Annotated in this window: 22 protein-coding genes and 1 tRNA gene; 5 read left to right on the top strand and 18 right to left on the bottom strand. The window is 63.7% G+C overall.

From position 1 onward, the window contains the following. Window positions 1-39 precede the first annotated feature (39 nt). The 7 genes from HBH1_RS06715 to HBH1_RS06685 all read right to left on the bottom strand — a co-directional run bounded on the left by HBH1_RS06715 (window position 40) and on the right by HBH1_RS06685 (window position 6,943). On the bottom strand, window positions 40-378 hold the full coding sequence (locus HBH1_RS06715; RefSeq protein ID WP_006463997.1) for a zinc ribbon domain-containing protein YjdM: 339 nt from the start codon (window positions 376-378) through the stop codon (window positions 40-42). Window positions 379-541: 163 nt separating this feature from the next. After that, window positions 542-1,879 (bottom strand): 4Fe-4S binding protein, encoded by a 1,338-nt coding sequence (locus HBH1_RS06710; protein WP_102662088.1) that lies wholly within the window; start codon window positions 1,877-1,879, stop codon window positions 542-544. Between the two features lie 57 nt (window positions 1,880-1,936). Then, complete coding sequence (locus HBH1_RS06705; RefSeq protein ID WP_102662087.1) at window positions 1,937-2,815, bottom strand: FTR1 family iron permease; 879 nt, start codon at window positions 2,813-2,815, stop codon at window positions 1,937-1,939. Window positions 2,816-2,860: 45 nt separating this feature from the next. Further along, a complete protein-coding gene (locus HBH1_RS06700) occupies window positions 2,861-3,202 on the bottom strand; it encodes a cupredoxin domain-containing protein (protein ID WP_102662086.1) in 342 nt (113 codons plus the stop codon). A gap of 105 nt (window positions 3,203-3,307) precedes the next feature. Continuing rightward, window positions 3,308-3,853, bottom strand: a complete 546-nt coding sequence (locus HBH1_RS06695; RefSeq protein WP_102662085.1) for an iron transporter — start codon at window positions 3,851-3,853, stop codon at window positions 3,308-3,310. Between the two features lie 210 nt (window positions 3,854-4,063). Then, the gene (locus HBH1_RS06690; protein WP_102662084.1) at window positions 4,064-5,740 is read right to left on the bottom strand and encodes a methyl-accepting chemotaxis protein; all 1,677 of its coding nucleotides are present in this window, start codon (window positions 5,738-5,740) and stop codon (window positions 4,064-4,066) included. 87 nt (window positions 5,741-5,827) lie between these two features. Next, window positions 5,828-6,943 carry a patatin-like phospholipase family protein gene (locus HBH1_RS06685; protein ID WP_102662083.1) on the bottom strand — a complete coding sequence of 372 codons (1,116 nt, stop codon included), beginning with the start codon at window positions 6,941-6,943 and terminating at the stop codon, window positions 5,828-5,830. A gap of 474 nt (window positions 6,944-7,417) precedes the next feature. Between HBH1_RS06685 and HBH1_RS06680 the strand changes: the two genes are divergently transcribed. Next, window positions 7,418-7,828, top strand: coding sequence for a response regulator (locus tag HBH1_RS06680; RefSeq protein WP_233207546.1), 411 nt, complete (start codon window positions 7,418-7,420; stop codon window positions 7,826-7,828). Between the two features lie 99 nt (window positions 7,829-7,927). On the opposite strand, the gene HBH1_RS06675 is transcribed toward HBH1_RS06680, so the two are convergent. Next, window positions 7,928-8,004, bottom strand: a tRNA-Arg gene (locus HBH1_RS06675). A 172-nt stretch (window positions 8,005-8,176) separates the two neighbouring features. On the opposite strand from HBH1_RS06675, the gene HBH1_RS06670 reads away from it, so the two are divergent. The 3 genes from HBH1_RS06670 (at window position 8,177) to HBH1_RS06660 (ending at window position 11,507) form a co-directional block, all read left to right on the top strand. Beyond that, window positions 8,177-8,875, top strand: a complete 699-nt coding sequence (locus tag HBH1_RS06670; RefSeq protein WP_233207545.1) for a sensor histidine kinase — start codon at window positions 8,177-8,179, stop codon at window positions 8,873-8,875. A gap of 83 nt (window positions 8,876-8,958) precedes the next feature. After that, entirely contained in the window at window positions 8,959-9,612 is a 654-nt protein-coding gene (locus HBH1_RS06665; protein ID WP_102662080.1) for a response regulator, read from the top strand. A 281-nt stretch (window positions 9,613-9,893) separates the two neighbouring features. Further along, window positions 9,894-11,507, top strand: a complete 1,614-nt coding sequence (locus HBH1_RS06660) for a GGDEF domain-containing protein (RefSeq protein WP_102662079.1) — start codon at window positions 9,894-9,896, stop codon at window positions 11,505-11,507. A gap of 33 nt (window positions 11,508-11,540) precedes the next feature. On the opposite strand, the gene pnuC is transcribed toward HBH1_RS06660, so the two are convergent. The 10 genes from pnuC to HBH1_RS06610 form a co-directional block, all read right to left on the bottom strand. Beyond that, window positions 11,541-12,146 carry a nicotinamide riboside transporter PnuC gene (gene pnuC / locus HBH1_RS06655; protein WP_102662078.1) on the bottom strand — a complete coding sequence of 202 codons (606 nt, stop codon included), beginning with the start codon at window positions 12,144-12,146 and terminating at the stop codon, window positions 11,541-11,543. Window positions 12,147-12,209: 63 nt separating this feature from the next. Then, entirely contained in the window at window positions 12,210-12,602 is a 393-nt protein-coding gene (gene ftsB / locus HBH1_RS06650; protein ID WP_006464009.1) for a cell division protein FtsB, read from the bottom strand. A gap of 53 nt (window positions 12,603-12,655) precedes the next feature. Then, entirely contained in the window at window positions 12,656-13,939 is a 1,284-nt protein-coding gene (eno, locus tag HBH1_RS06645; protein ID WP_102662077.1) for a phosphopyruvate hydratase, read from the bottom strand. Between the two features lie 113 nt (window positions 13,940-14,052). After that, on the bottom strand, window positions 14,053-15,705 hold the full coding sequence (locus tag HBH1_RS06640; RefSeq protein WP_006464011.1) for a CTP synthase: 1,653 nt from the start codon (window positions 15,703-15,705) through the stop codon (window positions 14,053-14,055). A 200-nt stretch (window positions 15,706-15,905) separates the two neighbouring features. After that, window positions 15,906-16,715 carry an alpha/beta fold hydrolase gene (locus HBH1_RS06635; RefSeq protein ID WP_199181535.1) on the bottom strand — a complete coding sequence of 270 codons (810 nt, stop codon included), beginning with the start codon at window positions 16,713-16,715 and terminating at the stop codon, window positions 15,906-15,908. A gap of 98 nt (window positions 16,716-16,813) precedes the next feature. Next, complete coding sequence (locus HBH1_RS06630) at window positions 16,814-19,303, bottom strand: DNA internalization-related competence protein ComEC/Rec2 (protein WP_102662075.1); 2,490 nt, start codon at window positions 19,301-19,303, stop codon at window positions 16,814-16,816. Continuing rightward, on the bottom strand, window positions 19,303-20,109 hold the full coding sequence (locus HBH1_RS06625) for a TatD family hydrolase (RefSeq protein WP_102662074.1): 807 nt from the start codon (window positions 20,107-20,109) through the stop codon (window positions 19,303-19,305). Before HBH1_RS06625 ends, HBH1_RS06630 begins: the two co-directional genes overlap by 1 nt. A gap of 327 nt (window positions 20,110-20,436) precedes the next feature. Further along, window positions 20,437-21,609, bottom strand: coding sequence for an acetylornithine deacetylase (argE, locus tag HBH1_RS06620; RefSeq protein ID WP_077236873.1), 1,173 nt, complete (start codon window positions 21,607-21,609; stop codon window positions 20,437-20,439). 91 nt (window positions 21,610-21,700) lie between these two features. Beyond that, entirely contained in the window at window positions 21,701-22,411 is a 711-nt protein-coding gene (lolD, locus tag HBH1_RS06615; protein WP_006464016.1) for a lipoprotein-releasing ABC transporter ATP-binding protein LolD, read from the bottom strand. Next, window positions 22,404-23,669, bottom strand: coding sequence for a lipoprotein-releasing ABC transporter permease subunit (locus HBH1_RS06610; RefSeq protein ID WP_102662073.1), 1,266 nt, complete (start codon window positions 23,667-23,669; stop codon window positions 22,404-22,406). The genes lolD and HBH1_RS06610 overlap by 8 nt, the downstream gene beginning before the upstream one ends. 333 nt (window positions 23,670-24,002) lie before the next feature. Between HBH1_RS06610 and HBH1_RS06605 the strand changes: the two genes are divergently transcribed. Beyond that, complete coding sequence (locus HBH1_RS06605; protein ID WP_102662072.1) at window positions 24,003-26,147, top strand: ATP-dependent helicase; 2,145 nt, start codon at window positions 24,003-24,005, stop codon at window positions 26,145-26,147. Window positions 26,148-26,197 lie beyond the last annotated feature (50 nt).

Here is a 26,197-nt window from a genome sequence, read left to right as displayed (position 1 = left end):
AGGCGCCGTCCCTTGCAGTACCGCAGGAGGCGATGCGGCTCAGGCCTTGCGCACGAATTCGGTCTTCAGGCCCATGGAGCCGAAGCCGTCAATCTTGCAGTCGATATCGTGGTCGCCCTCGACCAGGCGGATGTTCTTGACCTTGGTTCCCATCTTGACCACGCCACCGCCGCCCTTCAGTTTCAGGTCCTTGATGACGGTGACCGTATCGCCATCCTGCAGCACGTTGCCGGATGCATCGCGCCAGACGCGGGCCTGCTCGGCGGCGGGAGTCGCCTGGGCGCTCCATTCATGGCCGCATTCCGGGCAGACCAGCTGGTTGCCGTCCTCGTAGGTGAATTCGGACTGGCATTGGGGACAGGCGGGCAAGGTGCTCATGAAAACTCCGGCAATTAGCGTGAAAAGGCAGCGATTGTACTGCTTCAACCGCCAACTACACCATGATCCTGCTCATCTTCTCCATCGAAAACATGAAAAAAACGGCAGATCCGCCTGGGCAGACCTGCCGTTCCTGGTGTTGACTTCGCTGCTGCGTCCCTGCTTACCAGCCCCAGAACATCAGCCACCAGGCGGTATTGACCAGGGCCAGGCCACCGATCAAGGGCAGCATCGCCAGCCATTGCCGGCCCCAGCCGCCGGCGTGGCGCGCGACCACCTTCCAGCACAGCCACAGGCTCCACAAGGTCATGGCAGCCAGCAAGGCGGCGCGCACGTCATTGGCCCAGTACACCGGCCAGTGCTCGGCCCGCAACAGGCTGATGGTGGTCGCCGACAGGCCGATGAAGACGCCGCAACCGGCCAGCGGGATCAGGGCCTGCACCAGGTGGTTGAAGCGGCTCCACTCCCATTTGCCCAGCAGCCGTGTGGCCAGGGCGAACATGAGCGCCACTCCGCTGCCCAGTACGAGGCCGGTAGTGAGGATGTAGCCGACCACCATGGCGCCATCCAGCCAGGTGAAGACATCGCTTTGCTGCGGGTAGTTGGTCAGCAGCCACCACGGCGCCTGGGTGCCGAAGGGCCACATGATGTCGCGGTCGATCAGCCAGGTAGCGATGTCCTGCTTGATGGCGATGAACCAGGGACTGACGGTCCAGTGGAAGGCGCCGATGGCGATTCCCAGCAGGCCGTACAGCACCAGCGCGCTTTCCCAGAGATTGTTGTGGGTCTTGCCGAACTGCACCACTTCCACGGCCGGCGGACGGAAGGTCAGCGCGATGGCGTCGCGGTGGCCGCTGCAGCGACCACACATATGGCAATCGGATGCGCCCTTCATGTTGCGCAAAGGGACCAGCGGCGCGCAGTTGATGGGGATGATCTTGTGTTCGGGATGGTAGGAAGCGCGCCAGGCCGCTTCATCGACCTTGTAGTGCAGCGGCGCCAGCTTGGCCAGCAGGCCGAAGACACCGTTGACCGGGCACAGGTACTTGCACCAGACACGCTTGTCGCGACCGTAGAGATAGCCGACGATCATGGCCCCCACGGTGGAGCCGCCCAGCACCAGCAGTACCGCCTTGGGATACTGGTAGACGCTGACCATCTGCCCGTAGACGGTGGTCAGGGCGAACGCCACGAAGGGCCAGCCACCCCAGCGTATCCATTTGGGAATGGCCTTGCCGCGTCCATGCTTGCTGGCGAATTCGGTGAGTGCACCTTCAGGGCAGAGCACGCCACACCAGACGCGCCCCATCAGCACCATGCTCACCAGCACAAAGGGCCACCAGATGCCCCAGAAGGCGAACTGGGCGATCAGGGTCAGGTTGGACCACAGGTGGGCGGTTTCGTCAGGCAGAGGGAGGAACACCGGGACCAGGATCAGCAGCGCATACACGGCCACCACGATCCATTGCAGGCCTCGGATGAATGCGCCATGGCGGCGCATCCATTCTCCGGTACGCGTGAGCAGAGTCGGCGATTGCGTACAGGTCGTCATCAGGCTTCAGACTGCTTCTTGCCTCTTGCTCTTGGGCTGAGGCTGGGGTTTTCGATAGAGGGCCGAGCATACCACAGCCCAGTAAACCACATAGACGATCACCGACAGCAGCGCCGGACGGGCGCGGTAACCGGTCAGCGTGGAGACCAGGCTGCCCAGGGTGGTGGAATCATCCAGCAGCATGGAGGTGTCCCACACCGGTGCGGTCAAGGTCATGGTCCAGTTGGCCGAGGCCAGCATGTCCGAGCTTTCCAGGATCACGTCGAAGAGCTTTTCCACGCCGGTGACCAACAGACCGGCTGCCAGCAGCAACAGGATGACTTCGGTGACCTGGAAGAAACGGCGCCAGGAGAAGATCTTGCCGCCCAGCTGCAACAGGTAGAAGGTCAGGAAGGCCAGGCCGAAACCGATCACGCCGGCCAGCACCAGCGAGGTCGTGCTGGCCTCCTGCTGACCCAGGCCGATACCGTAGAGAAACACCGCGGTCTCGCTGCCTTCGCGGGCAATGGCCAGCATCACCAGCACGAACACGCCCCACCAGTTGCCGCTCTGGTAGCTGGACTGCATGGAGTTTTCCATGTCCTTCTTGAGCGTGCGACCGTGCTTGCGCATCCAGAACACCATCTGCACGATCAGCACCGCCGCGATAAGCACGATGGCGATCTGGAACCAGGTCTGGGCGTCACCCGAGAGCAGTTCCGAGAATCCCAGCAGCGCCGCGCCCAGACCGGCAGCCAGCAACACGCCGGCGGCCACGCCACCCCACAGATAGGGAATGCCGCGGCGTGCGCCGACGTCACCGTTCTTCAGCCAGGCATACAGAATACCGACCACCAGAAGCGCCTCGACGCTCTCGCGCCAGACGATGAACATGACCTGTCCCATGAACTACCCTTCCCTAGAAACCTGGACTCCCTGCAACACCGCCGCCTACTTGGCGACGATCACGCCTTGCGGCATGTTGAGATGGAAGTCATCAAAAAACTTGTACTCGCCCGGACGCAAGGGGGCGATCACCACGAAGGATTGCGCGCCGGGGGCCAGCACCTTTTCCTTGCGCAATTCCACGCTCTCGAACTCGGCGGCGGACTTGCCGATGTTGTGCACCTCGATCTTGATGCGCTGGCCGGCCGGCACTTCAATGCGCGGCGGGATCAGCTTGCCGTCCTGCATCTCCAGCTTGAAGGTCGGCAGGTCGGAGGCTTGCGCCTGCACGGCCGCGCCCAGAAGGGTCAACGCCAGGAGGGACGAACGGACAATTCTTGCAATCATCGAGACTCCGAAAATCCTGAAAACGATAAAACCGGCGCGCCGCCGTGGCAGCAGGCCGGAGTCGATTCATGGGCGCCGGGCCAGCGTCCCGCGCTCCACGAAGGCTTAGTAGCCGCCCTTCTTGCCGATGCCGGCGAAGGTGAAGTCATAGGTCAGTTCGAAGGTCTTGAACCACGGACCGACACCGGTTTCCTTGTCGACGTGACGACCGAAGTGGGCATGCTCGTTGGCCTGTGGCGAAGAGATGGTCAGCTTGAGCTTGTACTTGCCCGGACCTTCCAGCTTGACGTTGTCACCGTAGTGCGGACCGTCGTTGGCGACCATGGGCATCATGTCGCCCTTGATGGACTTAGTGGAACCAGCCTTGGTCAGTTCGTACTTGATGACCATGTAGGGCATCCAGTCACCTTCGGCGAAACCGTTGGGATTCTTGGCCACGGCGCGGATGTCGGCTTCCAGGTGGATGTCGGATTCCTCGGCCTTGCGCATCATGCCGTCCGGTTCCATCTTTACCGGCTGCAGGTAGACGGCGTTGACTTCGAAGCCATTCTGGATCTGCGGCTTGCCGATGGGGTATTCAGCTGCCGAGGCGGCTCCGGCGAAGGACATGCTCAGCACTGCGGCGACGGCAAGTTTCTTGAAACCGATCATTGCGTATTCTCCTGGTGGTCAAATGATAATGATTAGCATTAAGTATATCATCGTTTGAGCCAGTCTTGCTCGCCTACCTCTGCACTCTTCCAATGAAATGCTGACTGGAGTGGACAGAAAGACAAATAAAAACGCCGCCCGAAATGACTCGGACGGCGTCTGGCGCAGGCAAGCGGCCCCTTGCTCAGGGCCCGCAGGCAGGATCGGGACTCAGAACTCTTCCAGCTCGGGCTCCATCTTCCGGCTGGCAACCGGGGACGGCGTCGCCGGCAGGCGTGCCGCCTTGGGCGTGACATCCACCGAACGCACTGGCGCGGTCGCGGCACCCAGAACTGCGGCAGCCCGCTGCTCCAGCTTGAACACCGCCACCACGCTTTCCAGCTTCTCGGCCTGCCCCTGCAGGGCCTGGGCGGCCGCAGCAGCTTCCTCCACCAGGGCAGCATTCTGCTGGGTGCCCTGGTCCATCTGGGCGATCGCCTGGTTGACCTGGGAAATGCCAGCGCTCTGCTCTTCGCTGGCATCGGCGATATCACCGACGATCTGGGTCACACGCTGCACGCTGTCGACGATTTCGCTCATGGTGGTACCGGCCCGCTCCACCAGCTTGCTGCCGCTACCGACCTTGTCCACGGAGTCGTCGATCAATTCCTTGATCTCCTTGGCCGCAGCCGCTGAGCGCTGGGCCAGCGAACGCACTTCCGAGGCGACCACGGCAAAGCCGCGTCCCTGCTCACCGGCACGGGCGGCTTCCACCGCCGCGTTGAGCGCCAGGATGTTGGTCTGGAAGGCAATGCCATCGATGACGGCGATGATGTCGACGATCTTGCGCGAGGAATCATTGATGGAATTCATCGTGTCGACCACCTGGCGCACCACATCGCCCCCCTGGGAAGCGATATGCGACGCCGATTGCGCCAGCTCATTGGCCTGGCGCGCGTTCTGGGTGTTCTGCAGCACCACCGAGGTCAGCTGTTCCAGGCTGGAGGCGCTTTCTTCCAGTGCGGCGGCCTGCTGCTCGGTGCGCGCCGAGAGGTCAGCGTTGCCGGCGGCGATCTGGCGTGCCGCCACGGTGACCGAATCGGTCGAATTGCGGGTGGTCGCCACCACGTCGACGATGCGCGCCAGCAGCTTGTTGAAGGCCGCGGCGGTACGGCCGATTTCATCCATGCGTTCCACCGGCACCGGACGCGACAGGTCCAGGGTCTGGCTGACGTGCTCGAAGGTCTGCTGGATCTTGCCCAGGCTGCGGATCACGCTGCGCAGCATCTGGATGCCCAGCAAGCCCGTGAGCAGGACGGCCACCACGATCACGGCGATCATGCTGCGCAGGGCGAAGGCATAGGCATCGTCGCTCTCCTGCTTGACGGTATCGATCATCTTGCGACCGATCAGGATGTGGTCGTCGAAGCCCTTCTTGGCGGCCGCCGCCGAGATCGCCAGCGGCGTGCCGGCCTGCAGCGTGGCGCGTACACCGTCCATGTCATTGGCATAGGCGGCGGCGAAGAATGGCACCAGCGCCTTGCGATAGGCCTCGATATTGGCCTTGTCGGCCTGGATCAGGGCGCGATCCTTGTCATCGAAGATGAGGTCGCGCTCGTAGTGGGCGAACTCTTCATCCAGCGCCTTGTTGGAGGCATCCACCGCCTTTTGCAGACCGCTCTTGTCGGGCAGGTTGGCAAAGACCGAGAGGCGATAGCCGGCCAGGCGCGAATCGGCCAGGTAGCCCTTGAGCAGGTTCAGGCTGTCCATGCCCGGGATGATGTGGTTCTGGATCAGCTCCAGTCGCTGCTGGGCGCGTTGCAATTGCCACAGGCCGCCGGCACCGACGAACAGCAGCGCCAGCAGGGCCGTCGAGAGAGTGATGATGAGGCGCTTGGTAATGGTCATGATTGAAAATCCATCGATGAAAATGAAAGGTGCGGACGCACGGTGGTACGTCAACTACGGAAACCGGCGCCGAGGATGCCGTGTGGGTCAGGCGGCCAGCGGCGCCTGCGACGCCGTGGCGTCGAGCAGGTCGTGGTGCTGCTGGCAGAAATCCAGGCCGGCGCGATAGCCGACATCGAACAGCAACTGCATGTTGGAACTGGACCAGTCCAGAACCTGCGGCCAGTGCTGCTGCGGCACCCCCCCCATCAGGTCGACCTTGAGCACCTGACGACGCTGGGCGCCGGTCTGCGGATCCCGGTTGTGCTCCAGCTCGAACAGGCGCTGCTCGGTCTTGGAAATCTTGACCAGCGGCGTGATGATGGAGCGCACCCAGGCATCGTAGAGATTGCGCGGCTTGCGGATGAGGTGGTCTTCGCCGAGGATGTCCAGCACGACCAGGGTATCGACCTCGCCAGCCGGCGCCACGCCAGTCTCCGGGTCGGTGATGAAGGGGGTGAAATTGAGCGTATCCAGTGCCGCGCCCTCGATGTAGTTTTCGCCATCGATTTCGGTAGGCGCATAGAGGAAGGGGAAGGACAGCGACGCCCGCACGTGCGCCGGTGTGATCTGGTCCTTGTTCCAGATCTGCATATGGTGGCGGTCGATGTTGTAGGCGTTGATGAAGAATTCCGGGCGCATGCCCGGCACGGCGCCGAAATCGATGGACTGTTCCAGGAAGGGCAGATGGGCGCACAGCCCCAGGCTGCCCGAATGCAGGTCGGAGGGCGACATGGCCGACATCAACAGATGCATCCAGTCATTCCACTTGGCCGACGCATCGGCGAAATGACGGGTCAGGAGCTCCGCAAACGGACTGCCGGCCAGCCCCGGTATCTGCGGCAGCTGGCCCAGCATCGATTCACGATAGGTTTCGGCTTGCACGCCCGGCTTCTTGAATACCTTGTAGTTGACCGGGAACAGCTTGTAGATGCTGTCGGCCACCCCGACCTCGGCCCATTGCAGCAGCGCTTCACGCGGCGAGACATCGCGCGGCGCCGTCGCCAGCAGCCCCATCAGCACCCCCGCGCCCGAGGCGGAGATCACGTCGAACTCCACCCCCTGGTCGAGAAACGCCGCCAATGCGCCGGCAATCAATGTCGAGTTGGGCGCCCCGCCCCCGATGACCAGCGCCTTCCTGCTTCGTCCTGGCGAATCTTTCATCGCACCCCCTGTTGTGTTGGCGTCTTGCCGTTTTTTGTGCGATGCACCGGAAGCATCGCGATGCTGCATTCCCTTACCGCTACAACGTAACTTTTACGCACGGTGGAAATATAGCCCAGGGGCAATGTCAAAATGCTGCAGTGCGAGATTTTATTACCGCATATCTGGCATTCAGAAATTTAATGAGCCAGACCGGGAGGGGGCAAACGGGACACGGGGCGATCGCCGGCTGTAAAAAGTCCTGATCTGTCATTTTGGCGTAAGCAAAATAGGCTAGGTCGGAAGATGCCGGTAGCGGGCACCACAGGCGTAACCACCGCGCAGGCGCCCACCAGCGGCGCTGGCCGGCCAACTGTGAGCAAACAGCAATGGATTTATGTAACTCCGTATGTCAAACTTGGCGGGCAAAAAAGTGCCACATCTAAAAAAACAGGTCCAGCTCCTTTCATACGCATGTCCCGCCCCAGCATATTGATGGTCGATCCCAGTCCGGAGTCGGTGGAACTGGCGCGTTTCAGCCTCTGGCGCAGCAAGCTGGATTGCGCCTTCGGCTGGTTCGAGGATGCCGAGCGCACCATCGAGTCGCTGTTGAGCCCGCAAGCGCAAAACCAGCCGGAAACCCTGCCCTTCATGATCTTCATCGAGCCGCACCTGCCCCGCATGGAAGGCCTGGAACTGCTGCACCTGCTGCGCTCCCATCCGTCTACACAAGCGCTGCCGGTGGTCATGTTCGCCACGTCCTACGATGAGACCGACGCCGCCCGCTCGCGCGCGGCTGGTGCCAGCGACTACATCGTCAAGCCGGTGGATGCCCGTGAATTCATGCAGGTCGTCAGTGACACCGTCGCACGCTGGCTCCCGGTCGGCAGCAAGAAAGCGGACTAGGGAAGAAGGCAGGCAGAAGCGGAGAAGAAAGCAGAAGGAAGGGGAAAAGGCGGGACCAGAAAGACAAAAGGGTCCATCTTGCGATGGACCCTTCATATCTGGTGCGGCTGGCAGGAATCGAACCCACGACCCCTTGGTTCGTAGCCAAGTACTCTATCCAGCTGAGCTACAGCCGCGAAAAGCAAAATTATAGCAGCAAGTTTTTGCCTTTGGGAAGCCCCCGCCGCGAAATTTCATGGATTTGCAGAATATTCACCGAGGAATCCCCCGGCCCTTCGCTTCCGACTGAGCTGATCCGCACCCTTGCGCAGCATGCCGGAGATGACCGCGTCACGCCCGGCGGCTATCATGGCGACTCGATCCACCCTACCCCGCCCCATGCCCGACCACGCCGCTACCGACCTGACGCACGAACAGCGCATCCGCGAGCAAGAGCGCGCCCGCATCGCCCGCGACCTGCACGATGAGCTGGGCGCCCAGCTGGTCGGTATCGGCATGGCGCTGGGCCAGTTGCGGGAGCAGCTGAGCGCAGGCGGCGAGACCGGATCCGCCCTCGGCCAGGCCGACTACGCCCGGGAACTGCTGGCGCAGGCGCACCAGAGCATGGACCAGATCATCGATGACCTGCGTCCCCCCATCGTTGAATTCGGCCTGGTTGACGCCCTCGCCTGGCAGTGCCGCCAGGTGACCCGGCAAAGCGGGCTGCCGTGCAGCCTCGACAGTCCTTCCGCGCTGCCGCTGGAGGATGAGTTCGTGGTGCTGAGCCTGCTGCGCATCGCGCGTGAGGCGCTCAACAATGCCGTGCGCCATGCACAGGCCAGCCAGATCGACGTAAAGCTCACCCTGGCGAACGGCACCCTGCTGCTGGTCATTGCCGACAACGGCATCGGCTTTGCCCCGCAAGCCGCCCACCGGCAAGGGCGGGGCCTGCGCAACATGCGACAGCGCGCACAGGCGCTGGGTGCCAGCCTGGCGCTGGAACGCGGTGGCAGCAAAGGGAGCGAGGGCGGTAGCAGCATCGTCCTCCGCATGCCTGTCCCTCTCTGAGCGAACGCTATAGAATACGGCCTCGCGCAGCCTACCCGGCCGGCGCCATCCGCAGCACCTCCAGAGGAACCAAGCGCCCGCCCATGAGCAAGAAAGTCACCGCCGCCATCAAGGTCCTGATCGCTGATGACCACGCCATCGTGCGCGAGGGTCTGCGCCAGATCTGCGCCGGCACCAAGGATATCCTCGTGACCGGGCATGCCGCCAACGGCCTGGAAGCCATCAAGCTGGCGCGCGAAGGCGATGGCGATGTCATGCTGCTGGACATCGTGCTGCCCGACCGCAACGGCATCGACATCCTCAAGCAGATCCGCAAGGAGCAACCCGATTTGCCGGTGCTGATCCTCTCCGTGCACCGCGAGGATCAATACGCCATCCGCGCCCTCAAGGCCGGTGCCGCCGGCTTCCTCAACAAGCAGGCGGCGCCCGCCGAACTGCTGGCCGCCATCCGCCAGGCCGCCTCCGGGCGCAAGTACGTCAGCCCGTCCCTGGCCCAGGAACTGGCCACCCAGATCGGCTTCGATCACGACACCCCGCTGCACGAAACCTTGTCCGACCGCGAATACCAGACCATGGTCATGATCGCCTCCGGCAAGACCGTCAGCGACATCGCCGCCGAGCTGCTGCTCTCGGTCAAGACCATCAGCATGTACCGCTCGCGGGTACTGGCCAAGATGAAGATGCGTCACAACGCCGAACTGACCCACTACGCGCTCAAGAACAACCTGGTGGAATAAAAGAGACAGAAACAGACAGCCGCAGCTGCTTTGGCTGATGCGGCCCTTTTCTCCCCCTATTAAATGCATGCCGCGAAAAGGCGCTGACGTACAATTAGTTGTCATTTTGTCCCTCCGATTGAGGAGGCTGACAACGGACTGTCGGCAGCAGGGGGACCTGTCGGCGTCTGCCAGGTGATCGTCGGTCGGCAGCAGTGCTCAAGCAATGCACCTGTGCGCCGATACCGTAAGGAACTCCCTGTCGCAAACCGACATACACACCAACAATAGAGTCAGCCGGCATGTCCAAGAAACCGACCACGCTCACGCCTGTCGAGATCGCCCGAGAAGCTTTCCAGCGACTGGGGGCCAGGCGCATTGCGCCCACTCCCGACGCGTACCGCATCGCCTATGAAGAAATCCAGGGGGATGCCCCTGGCGTGACGGCCGACGCCGTATTGGGCAATTTCGCCACCAAGCTGTCCCGTCAGCCGGGAGAGAACGGTCTCCTGGGAACGCGTCTGGTACGCGCCCGCGACAATGGCGACTGGGTAGAATTCGAGCGCCAGCTGCTGGAATTCTCCGACGCCAACTGGCAGAGCCGCCCCATCGCTCCGGCCGCACCCGTGGTGCCGCACGGCGAGCTGGTCCCCATCGACCTGGAACGCCAGTTCATCCGCGACAGCAAGAAGGAAAAGATGCTGCGCGAAATGCTGGCACGGGTGCTGGTATTCAACCTGCCCTCGCTGCTCTCGACCGCGCCGGAGCTGGCCAACGAATCGCGCGACAGCGGCCAGGACCTGAAGACCGCCTTTTCGGAACAGGCGATGAACGACATCATCGCCCGCGTCAAGCAACTGAGCTTCCAGATCGAACTCAAGACGGATGACATGGCCCAGCAGCAGGACCTGCTGATGCGCCTGTTCCAGTTGCTGCTGGAAAACATCAACGGCCTGCTGGAGCAGGGCTCCTGGCTGTCCAGCCAGATCGAAACGGTACAAAGCCTGATCGCCGGGCCGCTCAGCAGCACCTCGCTGGCCGATGCTACCAAGAACCTCAAGGAAGTGATCTACAAGCAGGGTCTGCTGAAGAACACCCTGTCCGAGGAAAAGGTGGTGGTCAAGAACATGATGCTGACCTTCGTGGACCGGCTCTCGGCCATGGTCTCCACCACTGACAACTACCAGCGCACGATTCGCGGTTTTTCGCAGCAGATCAGCCAGGCCGGCAACATCGCCGACCTCAACAGCGTGCTCAGCGAGATCATGAGCGAAACCCAGAAGGCGCAGGAAGAAGCGACCCGTTCGCGCGACGCCATGGAAGATGCGCGCCAGGAAGTGGAAAAGGCCGAAGATCGCATCCACACCCTGGAGCAGCAGCTGCAGCAGATGGGCGAACTGGTGCGCGAGGACCAGCTGACCGGCAGTCTGAACCGCCGTGGCATGGACGAATCGCTGGACCGTGAGATCGCCAATGCGGTGCGGCGGGACACGCCGCTGTGCGTGGCCCTGCTGGACCTGGATGATTTCAAGCGCATCAACGACACCCATGGCCATGCCACCGGCGACGAAGTGCTGGTGCACATGGTGCAGGTGATCAAGGAGACGCTGCGCAAGCTGGATGTGATCGCCCGCTTCGGTGGCGAGGAATTCGTGGTGCTGATGCCCGAGACCACGCCGCAGGATGCGGTACAGATCATCACGCGGGTACAGCGCGAACTGACCAAGCGCATCTTCATGCACGAGAGCCAGCGCCTGTTGATCACCTTCAGTGCCGGCGTGGCCGTCTACCACCCGGGTGAAAGCCAGGCAGAGCTGCTCAAGCGCGCCGACGTCGCCCTCTACAAGGCCAAGAACGCCGGCAAGAACCGCATCATCTTTGCCGAACCACCCGCCGGTGCCGCACCGCTGGTCTAGCCGCAGCGCCGGGCGCAGCAGCTCCGTACGGCCTCAGTACCGACTGCCGCTGCCGGCCAGCTTCCAGCGTCGCCAGCCGGCGGCGGCCATCACCACGAACAGCGCATAGAGCATGGCTGTCAACGTCAGGTGCTTGTACAGGTACAGGCCGACATAGAGCACGTCCACCGCAATCCACACCAGCCAGTTCTCCAGCTTCTTGCGCGAGAGCAGGAACTGCCCCACCAGGCTGCCGGCGGTCAGGAAGCCATCCATGTGCGGCACGTCGGTATCGGTGTAGCGCTGCAGGAACCAGGACAGCAGCCACCACCCGGCCAGCCAGGCGGTCGCCATCATGGCCCAGCCGGATCGCGTCAAGGTCGACACCTGCAGCGGCCGGTACTGCTCGCCGCCACGCAACCATTGATACCAGCCCCAGACCGACACCGCCACGAAGACGAACTGCAGGCCGGCGTCGCCATACAGGCGCGCGTCGGCAAACACGGCGGCGTACAGCAGTGAAGACAGGATGGAAAACAGCCAGGCCCAGTGGTTCTGGCCGATATTGAGCCAGACCGTCAGCACGGCCAGGGCGAAGGACACCAGCTCCAGCGGCGTGGTGGTGAGGCCGAACCAGGTCAGCGGAGTGTCGGGACTCATGCAGCGGGACTCATGCAGCGGGACTCATGCAGCAGCAGGCAGATTCAGGAGCGTATCAGACCATCAGCGCGTAGCCGCGCGCGCGCCACCCGCAGGTGCGTTGGCGGGAATGGAAACGCTGTTAGGTTGCCCGGAACCAGGCATGTAGGGATTCGGATTGACGGCATTGGCGGGCTTGCCGGAACTGCCATCGAGCAGCTGCACGAAGATTTCGTTCTGCTTGATCATGCCCAGCTCGAAACGCGCACGTTCTTCGACGGCGCCCTTGGATTGCTTCAGGTCGTCCACTTCGGAGGCGAGCTTGGCGTTGCGCTCCTTGAGTTCGTCGTTCTTCTTGTGCGCCAGCTGGACCTGACGGTCGAGCTCCCAGACCTTGAACCAGCCGCCCTTGCCCAGCCAGAGCGGGTACTGGATCAACACCAGCAGAAAGGACAGGCAGAGGATGATCAGGCGCATAGCCGGGAGCTCTCTTTGCGGCGCCTGCCTTCAGGGTGGGCGCCGCAAATGTGTTACTTCAGGTTGTAGAACGCAGCGCGGCCCGGGTAGCTTGCGATATCGCCCAGGTCTTCCTCGATACGCAGCAGCTGGTTGTACTTGGCCATGCGATCCGAACGCGACATGGAGCCGGTCTTGATCTGCAGTGCGTTCATGCCGACGGCGATATCGGCGATGGTCGAGTCTTCGGTTTCGCCCGAACGGTGCGAGATCACGGCGGTGTAGCCGGCACGCTTGGCCATTTCGATGGCGGCGAAGGTCTCGGTCAGGGTGCCGATCTGGTTGATCTTGATCAGGATGGAATTGGCGATTTCCTTGTCGATGCCTTCCTTCAGGATCTTGGTGTTGGTGACGAACAGGTCGTCGCCCACCAGCTGCACCTTCTTGCCCAGGGTTTCGGTCAAGAGCTTCCAGCCAGCCCAGTCGTTCTCGGCCATGCCGTCTTCGATGCTGATGATGGGGTACTTGTCGCACCAGGAGGCCAGCAGGCCGGTCTTCTGGGCCGGGGTCAGCACCATGTTTTCACCGGCCAGGTGGTAGTTGCCGTCCTTGTAGTACTCGGAAGCGGCACAGTCCAGGCCCAGGGCGATCTGGGTACCTGGCTCGTAGCCAGCCTTCTCGATGGCTTCGATGATCAGCTTGATGGCTTCTTCGTGGCTGGAGACGTTGGGTGCGAAGCCGCCTTCGTCGCCCACCGACGTGGCCAGGCCGCGGTCGTGCAGGATCTTCTTCAGGGTGTGGAACACCTCGGCACCGTAGCGCAGGGCTTCACGGAAGCTCGGTGCGCCCACCGGGATGATCATGAATTCCTGGATGTCCAGGTTGTTGTCGGCGTGTGCGCCGCCGTTGATGACGTTCATCATCGGCACCGGCATCTGCATCGAACCGCTGCCACCGAAGTAGCGATACAGCGGCAGACCCGACTCTTCGGCGGCGGCCTTGGCCACAGCCATGGACACGGCCAGCATGGCGTTGGCGCCCAGGCGGCTCTTGTTCTCGGTACCGTCCAGATCGATCAGGGTGCGATCCAGGAAGGCTTGCTCATTGGCGTCCAGGCCCATGATGGCTTCCGAGATTTCGGTGTTGATGTTTTCGCAGGCTTGCAGCACGCCCTTGCCGAAGTAGCGGCTCTTGTCGCCGTCACGCAGTTCGATCGCTTCGCGCGAACCGGTGGATGCGCCCGAAGGCACGGCAGCGCGACCCAGCACGCCGGATTCCAGCAGCACATCGCATTCCACGGTGGGATTGCCACGGGAGTCGATCACTTCGCGGCCGATAATATCAACGATTGCACTCATTCAGATCTCCATCAAGGTTTTAAAAATTGTTGGCGGGTGCAGGCCCGGTGGCCGGGGCGCCCATGATGAAACGGCCGCCCGACGGCAGCCGTTTCATGCACACGTTCAGACCGTCACGCCTGGCCTTTGATTGCCGCGTGATGCGCCAGCGCCGCGCGGATGTACGAGATGAACAGCGGATGGCCGTCACGCGGAGTGGACTTGAACTCCGGGTGGTATTGCACGCCGATGTAGAACGGGTGAGCGTTCTCGCCGGAGCGCGGCAATTCCATGATCTCGCACAGATCTTCGGACGGGGTACGGGCCGAGACCACCATGCCGGCCTCTTCCACGCGACCGAGGTAGAAGTTGTTGGCCTCATAGCGATGGCGGTGACGCTCGGTCACGCTATCGCCGTAGATTTCCGCGGCCAGGGTACCCGGCTTGACGGCGCAGGTCTGCGCACCCAGGCGCATGGTGCCGCCCAGGTCGGAATTGGCATCGCGGCGCTCGACCTTGCCATCGTGGTTCTGCCATTCGTCGATCAGGGCCACGACCGGCTGTTCGGTGTCCGGATCGAACTCGGTCGAGTTGGCCTTGGTCAGGCCGGCCTTGTTGCGGGCGTATTCCAGCAGCGCCACTTGCATGCCCAGGCAGATGCCCAGGTAAGGCACCTTGTTTTCGCGGGCATAGCGGGCGGCGGCGATCTTGCCTTCCACACCGCGCTTGCCGAAGCCGCCCGGCACCAGGATGGCGTCGTACTTGCCCAGACCGTCGGTACCGTTGGCTTCGATCTCTTCCGAATCCAGATACTCGATGTTGACGCGGCTGCCGGTATGGATGCCGGCATGGCGCAGCGCTTCGGTCAGCGACTTGTAGGACTCGGTCAGGTCGACATACTTGCCGACCATGCCGATGGTGACTTCGTGCGAAGGATTGTTCTGCGCATCGATCAGCTTGTCCCACATCGACAGATCGGCCGCCTTGGGCGACAGGCCCAGCTTTTCGCAGATGATGGTATCCAGACCCTGGTCGTGCAGCATCTGCGGAATCTTATAGATGGTATCGGCATCCCAGACCGAAATGACGGCATCGGCCGGCACGTTGGAGAACAGCGAGATCTTGTCGCGTTCGTCGTCCGGGATGCGGCGGTCGGCACGGCACAGCAGCGCGTCAGGCAGGATGCCGATCTCGCGCAGCTTCTGCACGCTGTGCTGGGTGGGCTTGGTCTTGAGTTCGCCGGCCGAGGCCAGGAAGGGGACCAGCGTCAGATGCACGAAGGCGGTGGCGTTGCGGCCCGAGCGCAGGCTCAGCTGGCGCGCCGCTTCCAGGAAGGGCAGCGATTCGATGTCACCGACGGTGCCGCCGATTTCCACCAGCGCCACGTCAAAGCCTTCGGCGCCACGATGGATGAATTCCTGGATCTCGTTGGTGATGTGCGGAATCACCTGGACGGTCTTGCCCAGGTACTCGCCACGGCGCTCCTTGCGGATCACCGATTCATACACCTGGCCGGTGGTGAAGTTGTTCACCTTCTTCATCTTGGCCGAGATGAAACGCTCGTAGTGGCCCAGGTCAAGGTCGGTCTCGGCGCCGTCGTCGGTGACGAACACTTCACCGTGCTGCAACGGGCTCATCGTGCCGGGGTCGACGTTGATGTAGGGATCGAGCTTGAGGAGGGTGACTTTGAGGCCGCGCGATTCGAGGATCGCAGCCAGGGACGCGGCGGCAATCCCTTTACCCAGGGAAGACACGACGCCGCCAGTGACAAATACAAACTTGGTCATTACAGATGAGTGCCGAACGGCACATGCGGGAAATTCAAATTATACCCCAAAATGCGCTCGTTTTTTAAGACAGGCAGCGATAAGTATCGCCGATGTCGCGACTTCGCCAAACTTGCAGCAGGAAAACATGCCTCCCCGAGCAGCCCCTTGATAGGGTTCAGCCAGGGTTCAGCTTCTTGACTCGGTATGTGCAGTTTGGTTCAGCCCGGCCGGCCCTGCAACAGCTCGCTTATCATGGCGTGCGTCGCCTGGGCGGCCTGTACGGGCGACTCCATCGGGAACAGATGGCCGCCGGGAATCTGGCGGAAGTGCGGCCCCACCAGCCGGCGCGTGGCCTCCAGCCCGGCCAGCCGGCATTCCACCGAATCGGCACCGCCGACGAAGCCGATCGGCACCGGATAAGGCTGGCGCAGTACCCGCCCCAGATGATGCGGAATGGTGCGATAGACCGCCGTTTCGGTCTCGCGCGAGAAGCGCAGGCGCACTCCCCCGCCGGCGTGCGGCTCCAGGCCGTGTGCCACGTAGTCACGCAGCACCTGCTGCGGCCAGGCCGCGAACAGCGCCTTGGCCGCATAGTGCTGGTAGGCCGCCTCGATATCGGGCCAGTGCTCGCGCCGCCGCGCCGACGCCACCGAGGGCGAGTAGCGGCTCTCATACTTGAACAGCTTGGACAGGCGCAACACCTGCGCCCGCCAGCCCGCCACGATCGGCGAATCCAGCAGCACCACGCAGCGCACCAGTTGCGGACGCCTGCGGGCCGCCATCAGTGACAGGATGCCGCCCATGGAATGGCCGACCAGGATCACCGGCGCGTGGTAGCTGCGCTCCAGCTCCTCGCGCAGCTCCCGCGCCAGGGTGCGCCAGCCGTCATCGACCGGAAAGCGCGGATCATGGGCATGGATGGCCAGGGCGCGCACATCGTAATGGGCGCGCAACTGGTCGAAGAACATGCCATAGGTACCCGCCGGGTAACTGTTGGCATGAGCGAAATGCAGGATGGGAAGGGGCATGGAGACCGGGATGCAAGACAATGGCGGCAGCATAGCAAAACGGCCAGGGCCGCGAGCGTGCTATTTTCCCGCATCGCGAAATGCACCTCAGTGCAGGCCTAGCGGCCGTACCAATAGCGCGCGTGCTGCTTGCGATATTGCTCCACTTGCAACTGGTCGCCCAGGGTCATGGTCAGCGCGCCGGATTCATCGGTCCGCAGACGGCGTATGCCCAGCCGGCCATAGCGCTCATAGACATCCGCCCTGGGATGGTTGAAGCGGTTGCGGTACCCGACCTGGAACACCGCCAGCTCCGGCCGCACCGCCCGCAGGAAGGGTTCGGTGGACGAGGTGCCGCTGCCATGATGCGGCGCCAGCAGCACCGTCGACGGCAGGCGCTCGGCCATGCGACCGTTGAGCAGTTCGTCTTCCTGTGCTGCCTCGATATCTCCGGCCAGCAGCACCGACTGTCGGCCGATCTGCACCTTCAGCACGCAACTGCGCGCATTGGGACGCCATTTGTCGCTCTCATAGCTGGCTGGCGTGGGATGCAGCATGGTGAAGCCGATGCCGTCCCAGTTCCACGACTGGCCCGCCTCGCAGCGCGTGGCCAGCGGTGCTACGCGCAGGATGGGGCTGTCCTCCGCCAGCGACGAATACATGCTGTCCACGGCCATGTTCTTGAACAGGGACACCGCCCCGCCCGAATGATCATTGTCGTTGTGCGAGATCACCACCCGGTCCAGATGATCGATACCCCGCGCGCGCAGATACGGCAGGATCACCCGGGTCGCACCATCCGATTCGGCGCTGTAATAGGGACCGGTGTCATACAGCAGGCGATGGCCCGGGGTTTCCACCAGCACCGCCATGCCCTGCCCGACATCGAAAGCGGTCACCCGCATGCTGCCTTCGGCCGGTGCCACAGGGGCATTGAGCAGCAGCGGCAGCCAGCCGAACAAGCCCAGCCAGCGTACCGGCCAGCCGCGCGGCGCCAGCACCAGCAAGGTGCCGCCCAGAGCCAGGGCGAACACCCAGCCATTGGGCAAGGGCGTCTGCCAGACCGCCCACGGCATGGCATTGAGTGCCTGCAGGAGATCGGCCAGCCACACCAGCAGCAGGTGCGGCACCTGCAGCACGAACTGCGCCAGCACGGTCGGCAGCACGCTACCCACCAGCGCCAGCGGCGTGATCACCAATGACACCAGCGGAATGGCGATGGCATTGGCAATGGGACTGACCAGCGAATACTGCCCGAACAGCAGCATCGTCAGCGGCACCAGGCCCAGCGTGACCACGTATTGCGCGTGGCTGGCCTCCTTGATCCGCTGCACCAGCGCCGCGCCCCAGTGCTTGCTGGCCGCGGCGGCCGCCATTGCCTGTGGCGGCTGCATGCGCCCCACCGTGCCATACAGCAGCAGGGCCACCGCCCCGAACGACAGCCAGAAGCCCGGCCACATCAGCGACCACGGGTCCAGCAGCACCACCAGTGCCAGCGCCAGGCACAGCACCACCGAGACCCGCACGATGCGCCCGCGCCAGAAGGCGATGCCGACCACCACCAGCATGTAGAGCGTACGCTGTGCCGGCACGCCAAACCCGGCCAGCAACACATACAGCAGGGCCACCAGCATGCCGACGATCACCGCCACCTTCTGCGCCGGCAGGCGCAGCGGCAACTGCGCGCCGGTAAAGAAGGAGCGCCGCCACAGCCAGCTGGCCAGACCGCCGCACAAGGCCGCCAGCATGGTGATGTGCAGGCCGGAGATGGCCATCAGGTGACCGATGCCGGTGCGATTGAACACATTCCAGTCGGCCTGGCTGATGCCGCGCTGGTCGCCCATGACCAGCGCCGCGATCACGCCCGCATAGGGCGCATCCGGCAAGGCCTGGTAGACGCGGTCGCGCAGCCAGCCGCGTGCGGTATCGATCACATGCCAAGGCGTCCATACGAAGGCATCGAGACGACGATTCACCGCCGAGGCAGGCGCGGAAGCCGCTGCCGGCCGCCCAACCACATAGCCGGTGGCCCGCACGTCATCCTGCAGCAGCCACAATTCATAGTCGAAGCCATCCGGATTGGCATTGCCATGCGGACGCTTGAGCCTCACCTGCAGGCGCCAGCGCTCGCCCGGTTGCAGGTCCGGCAAGGCCAGCCGCGCCGGCGCAGCCTGTTCGCCATCCTCGGTGGGCGCCTGGTAGCGCTGGTTGCCATACCAGCTCAAGGCCAGCCGTGGCGGGATGGGCGGCTTCACCCCGCCCTGCAGCACCACCTGTTCGACATCGAAACGGAAACGCAGGCCCTGCCCCGTCGGCGAAGGCAGATCGGCCACGGTACCGATGACGGTGACGTCATGCCCTTCCCAGGCCGCTGGCAGCTCCTGATCCAGGTAATAGAGCGCAAACGAAGCCGCCCACAGGAAACCCAGCCAGGCCCCACAGGTCAGCAGCAGCGGCACGCGCAGGAAGGGTTGCCAGAAGCGGCGGGCGGTGAAGGCCAGCAAGCCCGCCAGCACCAGCCCGATCACATACCACTCGATGCCGGGCAACTGCGACTGCAGTTGCAGCAGGCCTGCACCCAGTGCGAAACCGATGATCAGTGCGCGCATCAGAGGCCCAGCCCGGCGTGCGCCAGCCGCGGCAGCGCGGCCTGGGCATTGGCGGTGGTGGCAGCCGCGATCTCGTGCAGCGGCATCTGGCGCAGCTCGGCCAGGACCTCGCCGATGCGCGGAATCTGGTCGGGGGTATTGATGTCGGGATGGCGCCAGGCCGGCGAGATATCGGGCGCGTCGGTCTCCAGCACGATGGACGACAACGGCAATTCGGCCGCCAGGCGACGAATCTGCAGCGAGCGCGGGAAGGTCATGGCACCGCCGAAGCCCAGGTGCAGTCCCAGCTCGACGAAGGTGCGCGCCTGCTGGTCACTGCCGTTGAAGGCGTGGGCGATGCCGCCGGGAACGCGGATGCGGCGCAGATGCTTCAAGATGATGTCCTGCGAGCGGCGCACGTGCAGCAGCACCGGCAGCTGGAAGTCACGCGCCAGCTTCAACTGTTCGGCGAAGAAGAACTCCTGCTTTTCCCGCAGCGGCGCCTCCTTCAGGGCCGGCACGAAGAAATCCAGCCCGATCTCGCCGATGCCCACGAACAGCGGGTCTTCCAGCGCACTTGCGATGGCCTCGCGCAGCACCTGCAGGTCAGCTTCCTGGGCCGTGGGCACATACAGCGGATGGATGCCCAGCGCATAGACCGCATTGCCGACTTGCCGCGCCAGGCGCCCGACCGTGTCGAAATTGACGCGGGCGATGGCCGGGATCACGATGGCCCGCACCCCGGCCTGCGCGGCCTCGTCGGCAACGGCTGGGGAACGGGCGCCGAATTCTCCGGCGTCGAGATGACAGTGCGTATCGACCCACATGGTTTGGCTGGCCTGGCGAAAAATCGGAAACCCCGCCCACGGGAGAACGCTTCCGGATGACGACATACGCCACGGGGATCGCACCCTTGCCTGTCCGGCTTGCTTCCCCCGAAGCGCATTATTATTTTTACAGCAACTCCGGGCAGGCCCGGAGCCAGAGACGGCAGTTTACCGTCTAAGCCACGCTTGCAGCCATTAACAATCGTAAAGAATTACCCCGCACTTCTTCGGATACACGGGTCAAACATGCCTGAATGCGGACGTAAAAAAGGACGCGATCACTCGCGTCCTACGTCCTCCCCAGTCTCAATGGACGGAAAGGCCGGATCAAGCCGGCTGCAGCGACTTGCCCAGCTTGCGCAGGAACTGCTCGCAGCGCTCCATCTGGGCCAGCGTCACGAACTCGTTGGGCTTGTGGGCATTGCCGATGTCGCCAGGACCGCAGACGATGGTGGGGATGCCGATCTGCTGGAACAGCCCGGCTTCGGTGCCATAGGCCACCTTGCGGGTCTCGCGGTCTCCCGTGAGGGCGCGCACCAGTTCGGTGATGGCCGCCTGCTCCACCGCTTCCAGCGCCGGGCTGCCGGCGAAGTTGTCGATCTCGATGCGGGCCTCCGGGAATTCGCTGCGCATCTTCGGCAGCAGCACCTCGGCGACGTACTTGTCGATCTGGGCCTGGATGTCGGCCACGCTCATGCCCGGCAGGTTGCGGAATTCATAGGTGAATTCGCACAGCTCGGGGATGGTGTTGACCGCAATGCCGCCACGGATCTGGTTGGTGGTCATGGTGCTGAAAGGCACGTCGAAGAACTGGTCGTAGGGACCATTGGCCTTGTAGCCGTCGGCGAAGTCGCGAATGGCGCAGATCAGGCGCGCCGCATGCTCGATGGCATTGCAGCCCTGCGGCGTGAGCGAGGAGTGCGCCGACTTGCCATGTACCTTGCAGGCGAATACGTTGATACCCTTGTGCGCCACCACCACGTTCATGCTGGTGGGTTCACCGACCACGCAGCCATCGACCTTGATACCGCGCTTGACGATCTCTTCCAGCATCACCGGCGCGCCGATGCAGCCGATTTCCTCGTCATAGGAAAAGGCCAGGTGGATCGGCTTGGTACGCGGCATGGCCAGGAATTCCGGCACCAGGGCCAGCGAGGTGGCGATGAAACCCTTCATGTCGCAGGTGCCGCGACCGAACAGGCTGCCATCCTTCTCGGTGATCTTGAAGGGGTCGGTATCCCATTTCTGACCATCCACCGGCACCACGTCGGTGTGGCCGGAGAGCACGATACCGCCTTCGGTGCTGCCGGCATTGGGACCGGCCGTGGCCGGCAGGGTCGCGAACAGGTTGGCCTTGGTCTGCTCCTTGTTGTGCGCCAGCCAGGAGGAGATGCCCTGCTTTTCCAGACTGTCGCGCACGGTCGTGATCAGCTCCAGATTGGAATTGCGGCTGGTGGTATCGAAGGCGACCAGGGTCTCTAGCCATTGGCGGGTATTCATGTTCACTGACTCCATGTTCCATCTGTTCAAAAGCACACCGCCGTCTTTCATGGAGACGGCGGCGGAAAACTGCAAGCTTACCCGGATTGCGTCAGCCCTGCTGCGTCACCGCACGCAGACCCAACTCCGACAGGCGCAGCACGCGCCCGCAGCGACCGGCCAGTTCGCCGTCGTGGGTGACGATGACGAAGGCCGTGCCCAGCGTGCGCGAGAGTTCGATCATCAGTTCGAAGGTGCGGTCGGCCGTGCTGCGGTCCAGGTTGCCGGTCGGCTCATCGGCCAGCACGCAGGCCGGTCGCGTGACCAGCGCGCGCGCCAGCGCCACGCGCTGACGCTCACCACCCGAGAGCTCGCCCGGCACGTGGGTCACGCGCTGGGCCAGACCCACCTTCTCCAGCATCTCGCGGGCCTGCTCCTGCGCCTGGGCGCGCTTGACGCGGCGGATCATCAGCGGCATGGCCACGTTGTCCAGCGCCGAGAATTCCGGCAGCAGGTGGTGGAACTGGTAGACGAAGCCCAGCGACTGGTTGCGCAGCGCGCCGCGCTCGCTCTCGCCCAGGCTGGCAAAGTCCTTGCCCTGCAGGCTGACGGTACCGGCGCTGGGGGTATCGAGCCCGCCCAGCAGATGCAGCAAGGTCGACTTGCCGGAGCCGGAAGCGCCAACGATGGCGACCTGCTCACCGTGGTAGACATCGATATCCACATTGCCCAGCACCTTCACCGAATACTTTCCCTGGGTGAAGGTCTTGCCCAGGCCGCGTGCCGACAGCACGGCCTGGCGGTTCAGGATGGAATCATTCATAGCGCAGCGCCTCCGCCGGTTTGACGCGGGCTGCCGACCAGCTCGGGTACAGCGTGGCCAGGAAAGCCAGTACCACGGCCACGCCGCCGATGATATAGACGTCCGACCAGATGAGGTCGGAGGGCAATTCGGAAATCACATAGATACTCTTGGGCAGGAACTGCACGTGGAAGGCATGCTCGATGGCCGGTACCAGCACATCGATGTTCAGTGCCACCGCCACCCCCAGGGCGACCCCGGCAGCGGTCCCGATCAGGCCCACCAGCGCGCCCTGGATCACGAAGATCTTCATGATGGAACCGGGCGACGCCCCCAGCGTGCGCAGGATGGCGATGTCGGCCTGCTTGTCGGTGACCGTCATCACCAGCGTGGAGACCAGATTGAAAGCCGCCACCGCAATGATCAGGGTAAGGATGATGAACATCATGCGTTTCTCGGTCTTGACGGCGGCGAACCAGTTGCTGTTCTGCTGCGACCAGTCGCGCAGGTAGAGGTCGCCGCTGAGGGTGCGCGCCAGCTCCTGGGTCACCTCCGGCGCCTGCAACATGTCGCGGATGCGCAGGCGCACCCCGGTGGGCGCATCCATGCGGAACAGGGTCTCGGCGTCCTGCAGGTGGATGAAGGCCAGCGAGGAATCGAACTCGTAATGGCCGGCCTCGAAGATGCCGGTCACGGTGAACTGCTTCAGGCGCGGCAGCACCCCGGCTGGGGTCACCTGCCCTTGCGGCACGATCACGGTGATCTTGTCGCCCAGCCCGACGCGCATGCCCCGCGCCAGTTCGCTGCCAAGGACGATGTCGAATGCCCCCGGCTTCAGGGAATCGAAACTGCCCTGCTTGATCTGGCGTGCCACGTCCGAGACCTTGGGCTCTTCTTCCGGCAGCACGCCGCGCACCAGCACGCCGCGCAGGTTGTCGTCGCGCGTCATCATGGCCTGGCCGGACACATAGGGCGCCGCACCCAGCACTTCCTTGTTCTGGAAGGTCTGCTTGGCCACGCTCTGCCAGTCCTTCATGGAGCCGGAGGCGTCGAACACCTCGATATGCGCCAGCACCGAGAGCATGCGGTCACGGACTTCCTTCTGGAAACCGTTCATCACCGACAGCACCACGATCAGTGCGGCCACGCCCAGGCCGATGCCGGCCATGGAAATGAGGGAAATAAAGGAAATGAAACTGTTGCGACCGCTACGCTTGCCGGCCCGCGTGTAGCGGATGCCGACCAGCCATTCGAACGGCAGGTTTTTAATCAGACTCAAAATTGCTCCGGGAGAGGGCCTGCAAAATGTGCCGGCGAAATCCCGTCGAAACCGGACCCGCCGCACGCCAACACGGGCGAAGACAAAGCGCGAAGTTTGCCACAGAATGGACAGCCGGCCCATCCCTGGCCCCTGTCCTTCACTTGCGCACGTTCCCGCGTGCAGGCTATAGATTCACTTCTACGGCAGAGGTTCGCGGCTTGCTATGCAAACTGTTTCATCTCCATTGCACGCCGGCTGTTGCATCATGAACTGGTTATATATACAGTACCCACCTGTGCCCGCCCTTCAAAGGCCGCCCTGCACGGTCTCCACCTGAATTGCCCCTCACCCATGCTGCCAGACCTCACCCGGGAAGCGCCCGCGTCCACTGCCCCGCAGACCGCCTCTGCCGACGACCCTGCACAGGAGCGCGATCCCTTCGCCCGCCTCAACGCCGAACAGCGCGCCGCCGTCGAGCATGGTAGCGGCCTGCCGCCAGCGCAGCAGACGCCGCTGTTGATCGTGGCCGGCGCCGGCTCGGGCAAGACCAATACCCTGGCGCACCGGGTGGCGCGGCTGGTGCTGGAGGGCGCCGATCCGCAACGCATCCTGCTGCTGACCTTTTCGCGCCGCGCCGCCGGCGACATGGGCCGCCGCGTGGGCCAGGTGATCCGCCAGGTACTGGGCCTGGCCGCTGGCGATGTCCCGCCGCAACTGCCCTGGTCCGGCACCTTCCACGCCATCGGCGCGCGCCTGCTGCGCGACTACGCCAGCGTGATCGGCCTGGAAGACGACTTCACCATCCAGGATCGCGGTGACTCGGAAGACCTGATGGGCCTGTTGCGCCACGAGATGGGTCTGTCTTCCACCGACAAGCGCTTCCCGCTCAAGGCCACCTGCCTGGCGATCTATTCGCGGGCCGTCAACACCCGCCAGGACCTGGCCCAGGTGCTGCAGGTCCATTACCCCTGGTGCCGCGAGTGGGAGCGGCCACTGGGCGAACTCTTCGCCCGCTATGTGGATGCCAAGGAAGCCCAGCACGTACTGGATTACGACGATCTGCTGCTGTTCTGGGCCGATATGCTGTCCGACCCGGAAATTGCGCAATCCGTCAGCGCCCGCTTCGACCACGTGCTGGTCGATGAATACCAGGACACCAACCGCCTGCAGGCCGAGATCCTGCAGCGCATGAAGCCCGATGGGGCCGGTGTGACCGCCGTCGGCGACGACGCCCAATCGATCTATTCCTTCCGGGGCGCCACGGTGCGCAACATCCTCGACCTGCCCTCGCTGTTCACCCAGCCGGCGCGGCTGCTGACGCTGGAACAGAACTACCGCTCCACCCAGCCTATCCTGCAGGCGTCCAATGCGGTCATCGCCGATGCCCCTGAGCGTCACTTCAAGAACCTGTGGAGTGACAAACCCTCCTCGCAGAAACCGCAGCTGGTGGTCATCCCCGACGAAGCCGAACAGGCGCGCTGGGTCGCCAATCGCATCCTGGCGCATCGCGAGGAAGGGCTGACGCTCAAGTCCCAGGCAGTGCTGTTCCGCACCGCCACCCACAGCGCCGCGCTGGAGCTGGAACTGGTCCGCCGCAACATCCCCTTCGTGAAGTTCGGCGGGCTCAAGTTCCTGGAGAGCACCCACATCAAGGACCTGCTGTCGCTGCTGCGGCTGGCCCACAACCCCAGCGGGCGGATGGCCGGCCTGCGTGCCCTGCAACTGATCCCCGGGGTCGGCCCGGCCACCGCCCGCAAGGTACTGGACCTGATGGCCGGCGCCGCCGACCCGGCCGATGCCCTGCTCCACTTCGGCGCCCCGGCCAACATCGCCCTGCAGTGGCAGGCCTTCGCCGATACCTATGCCCTGATGCGGCGCGCCAGCGCGGCCTGGCCGACCGACATCAACGCCGCCCGCGACTGGTACCTGCCGCAGCTGGAGCAACGCTACGAGGACGCCGACGCCCGCGCCGCCGACATCGAGCAACTGGCCGCGCTGGCCCGGGGCTATGCCTCGCGCGAGAAATTCCTCACCGAGTTGACACTGGACCCGCCCGAATCCAGCAGCGACTTTTCGGCCCCGCCCTATCGCGACGAGGATTACCTGACGCTCTCCACCATCCACTCCGCCAAGGGCCAGGAATGGCGTTCGGTGCATGTGCTGAACGTGGTGGACGGCTGCATCCCCTCCGACCTGGCCACCGGCAGCGAGGCCGAGATCGCCGAAGAGCGCCGCCTGCTCTATGTGGCCATGACCCGGGCCAAGGAATATCTGCACCTGATCGTGCCGCAACGCTTCTACATCACCCAGCAGACGGCCCAGGGCGACCGCCACGTGAACGCCATCCGCAGCCGCTTCATCACCCCGCGCATGCTGCCCCATTTCGAGGACAGCCTGTGGCTGTCGGCCGAGACCAATGGCGCCCGTACACCCATGCCCGAAAGCGTGCGCATGCTGGTGCGCCAGCGCGCCAAACAGGCCTGGAACAAGTCTTGAGCGGTTTTTTAAGGGCCTCAAGTCAGATAAGTGAAGCTTTGTGCAGGGGA

Origin of the sequence: Herbaspirillum sp. BH-1 (genome assembly GCF_002870055.1) — a bacterium.
Lineage (GTDB): Bacteria > Pseudomonadota > Gammaproteobacteria > Burkholderiales > Burkholderiaceae_D > Herbaspirillum > Herbaspirillum frisingense.
The sequence above is the reverse complement of the archived record's forward strand: the minus strand, read 5'-3'. Positions and strand labels throughout refer to the sequence as shown.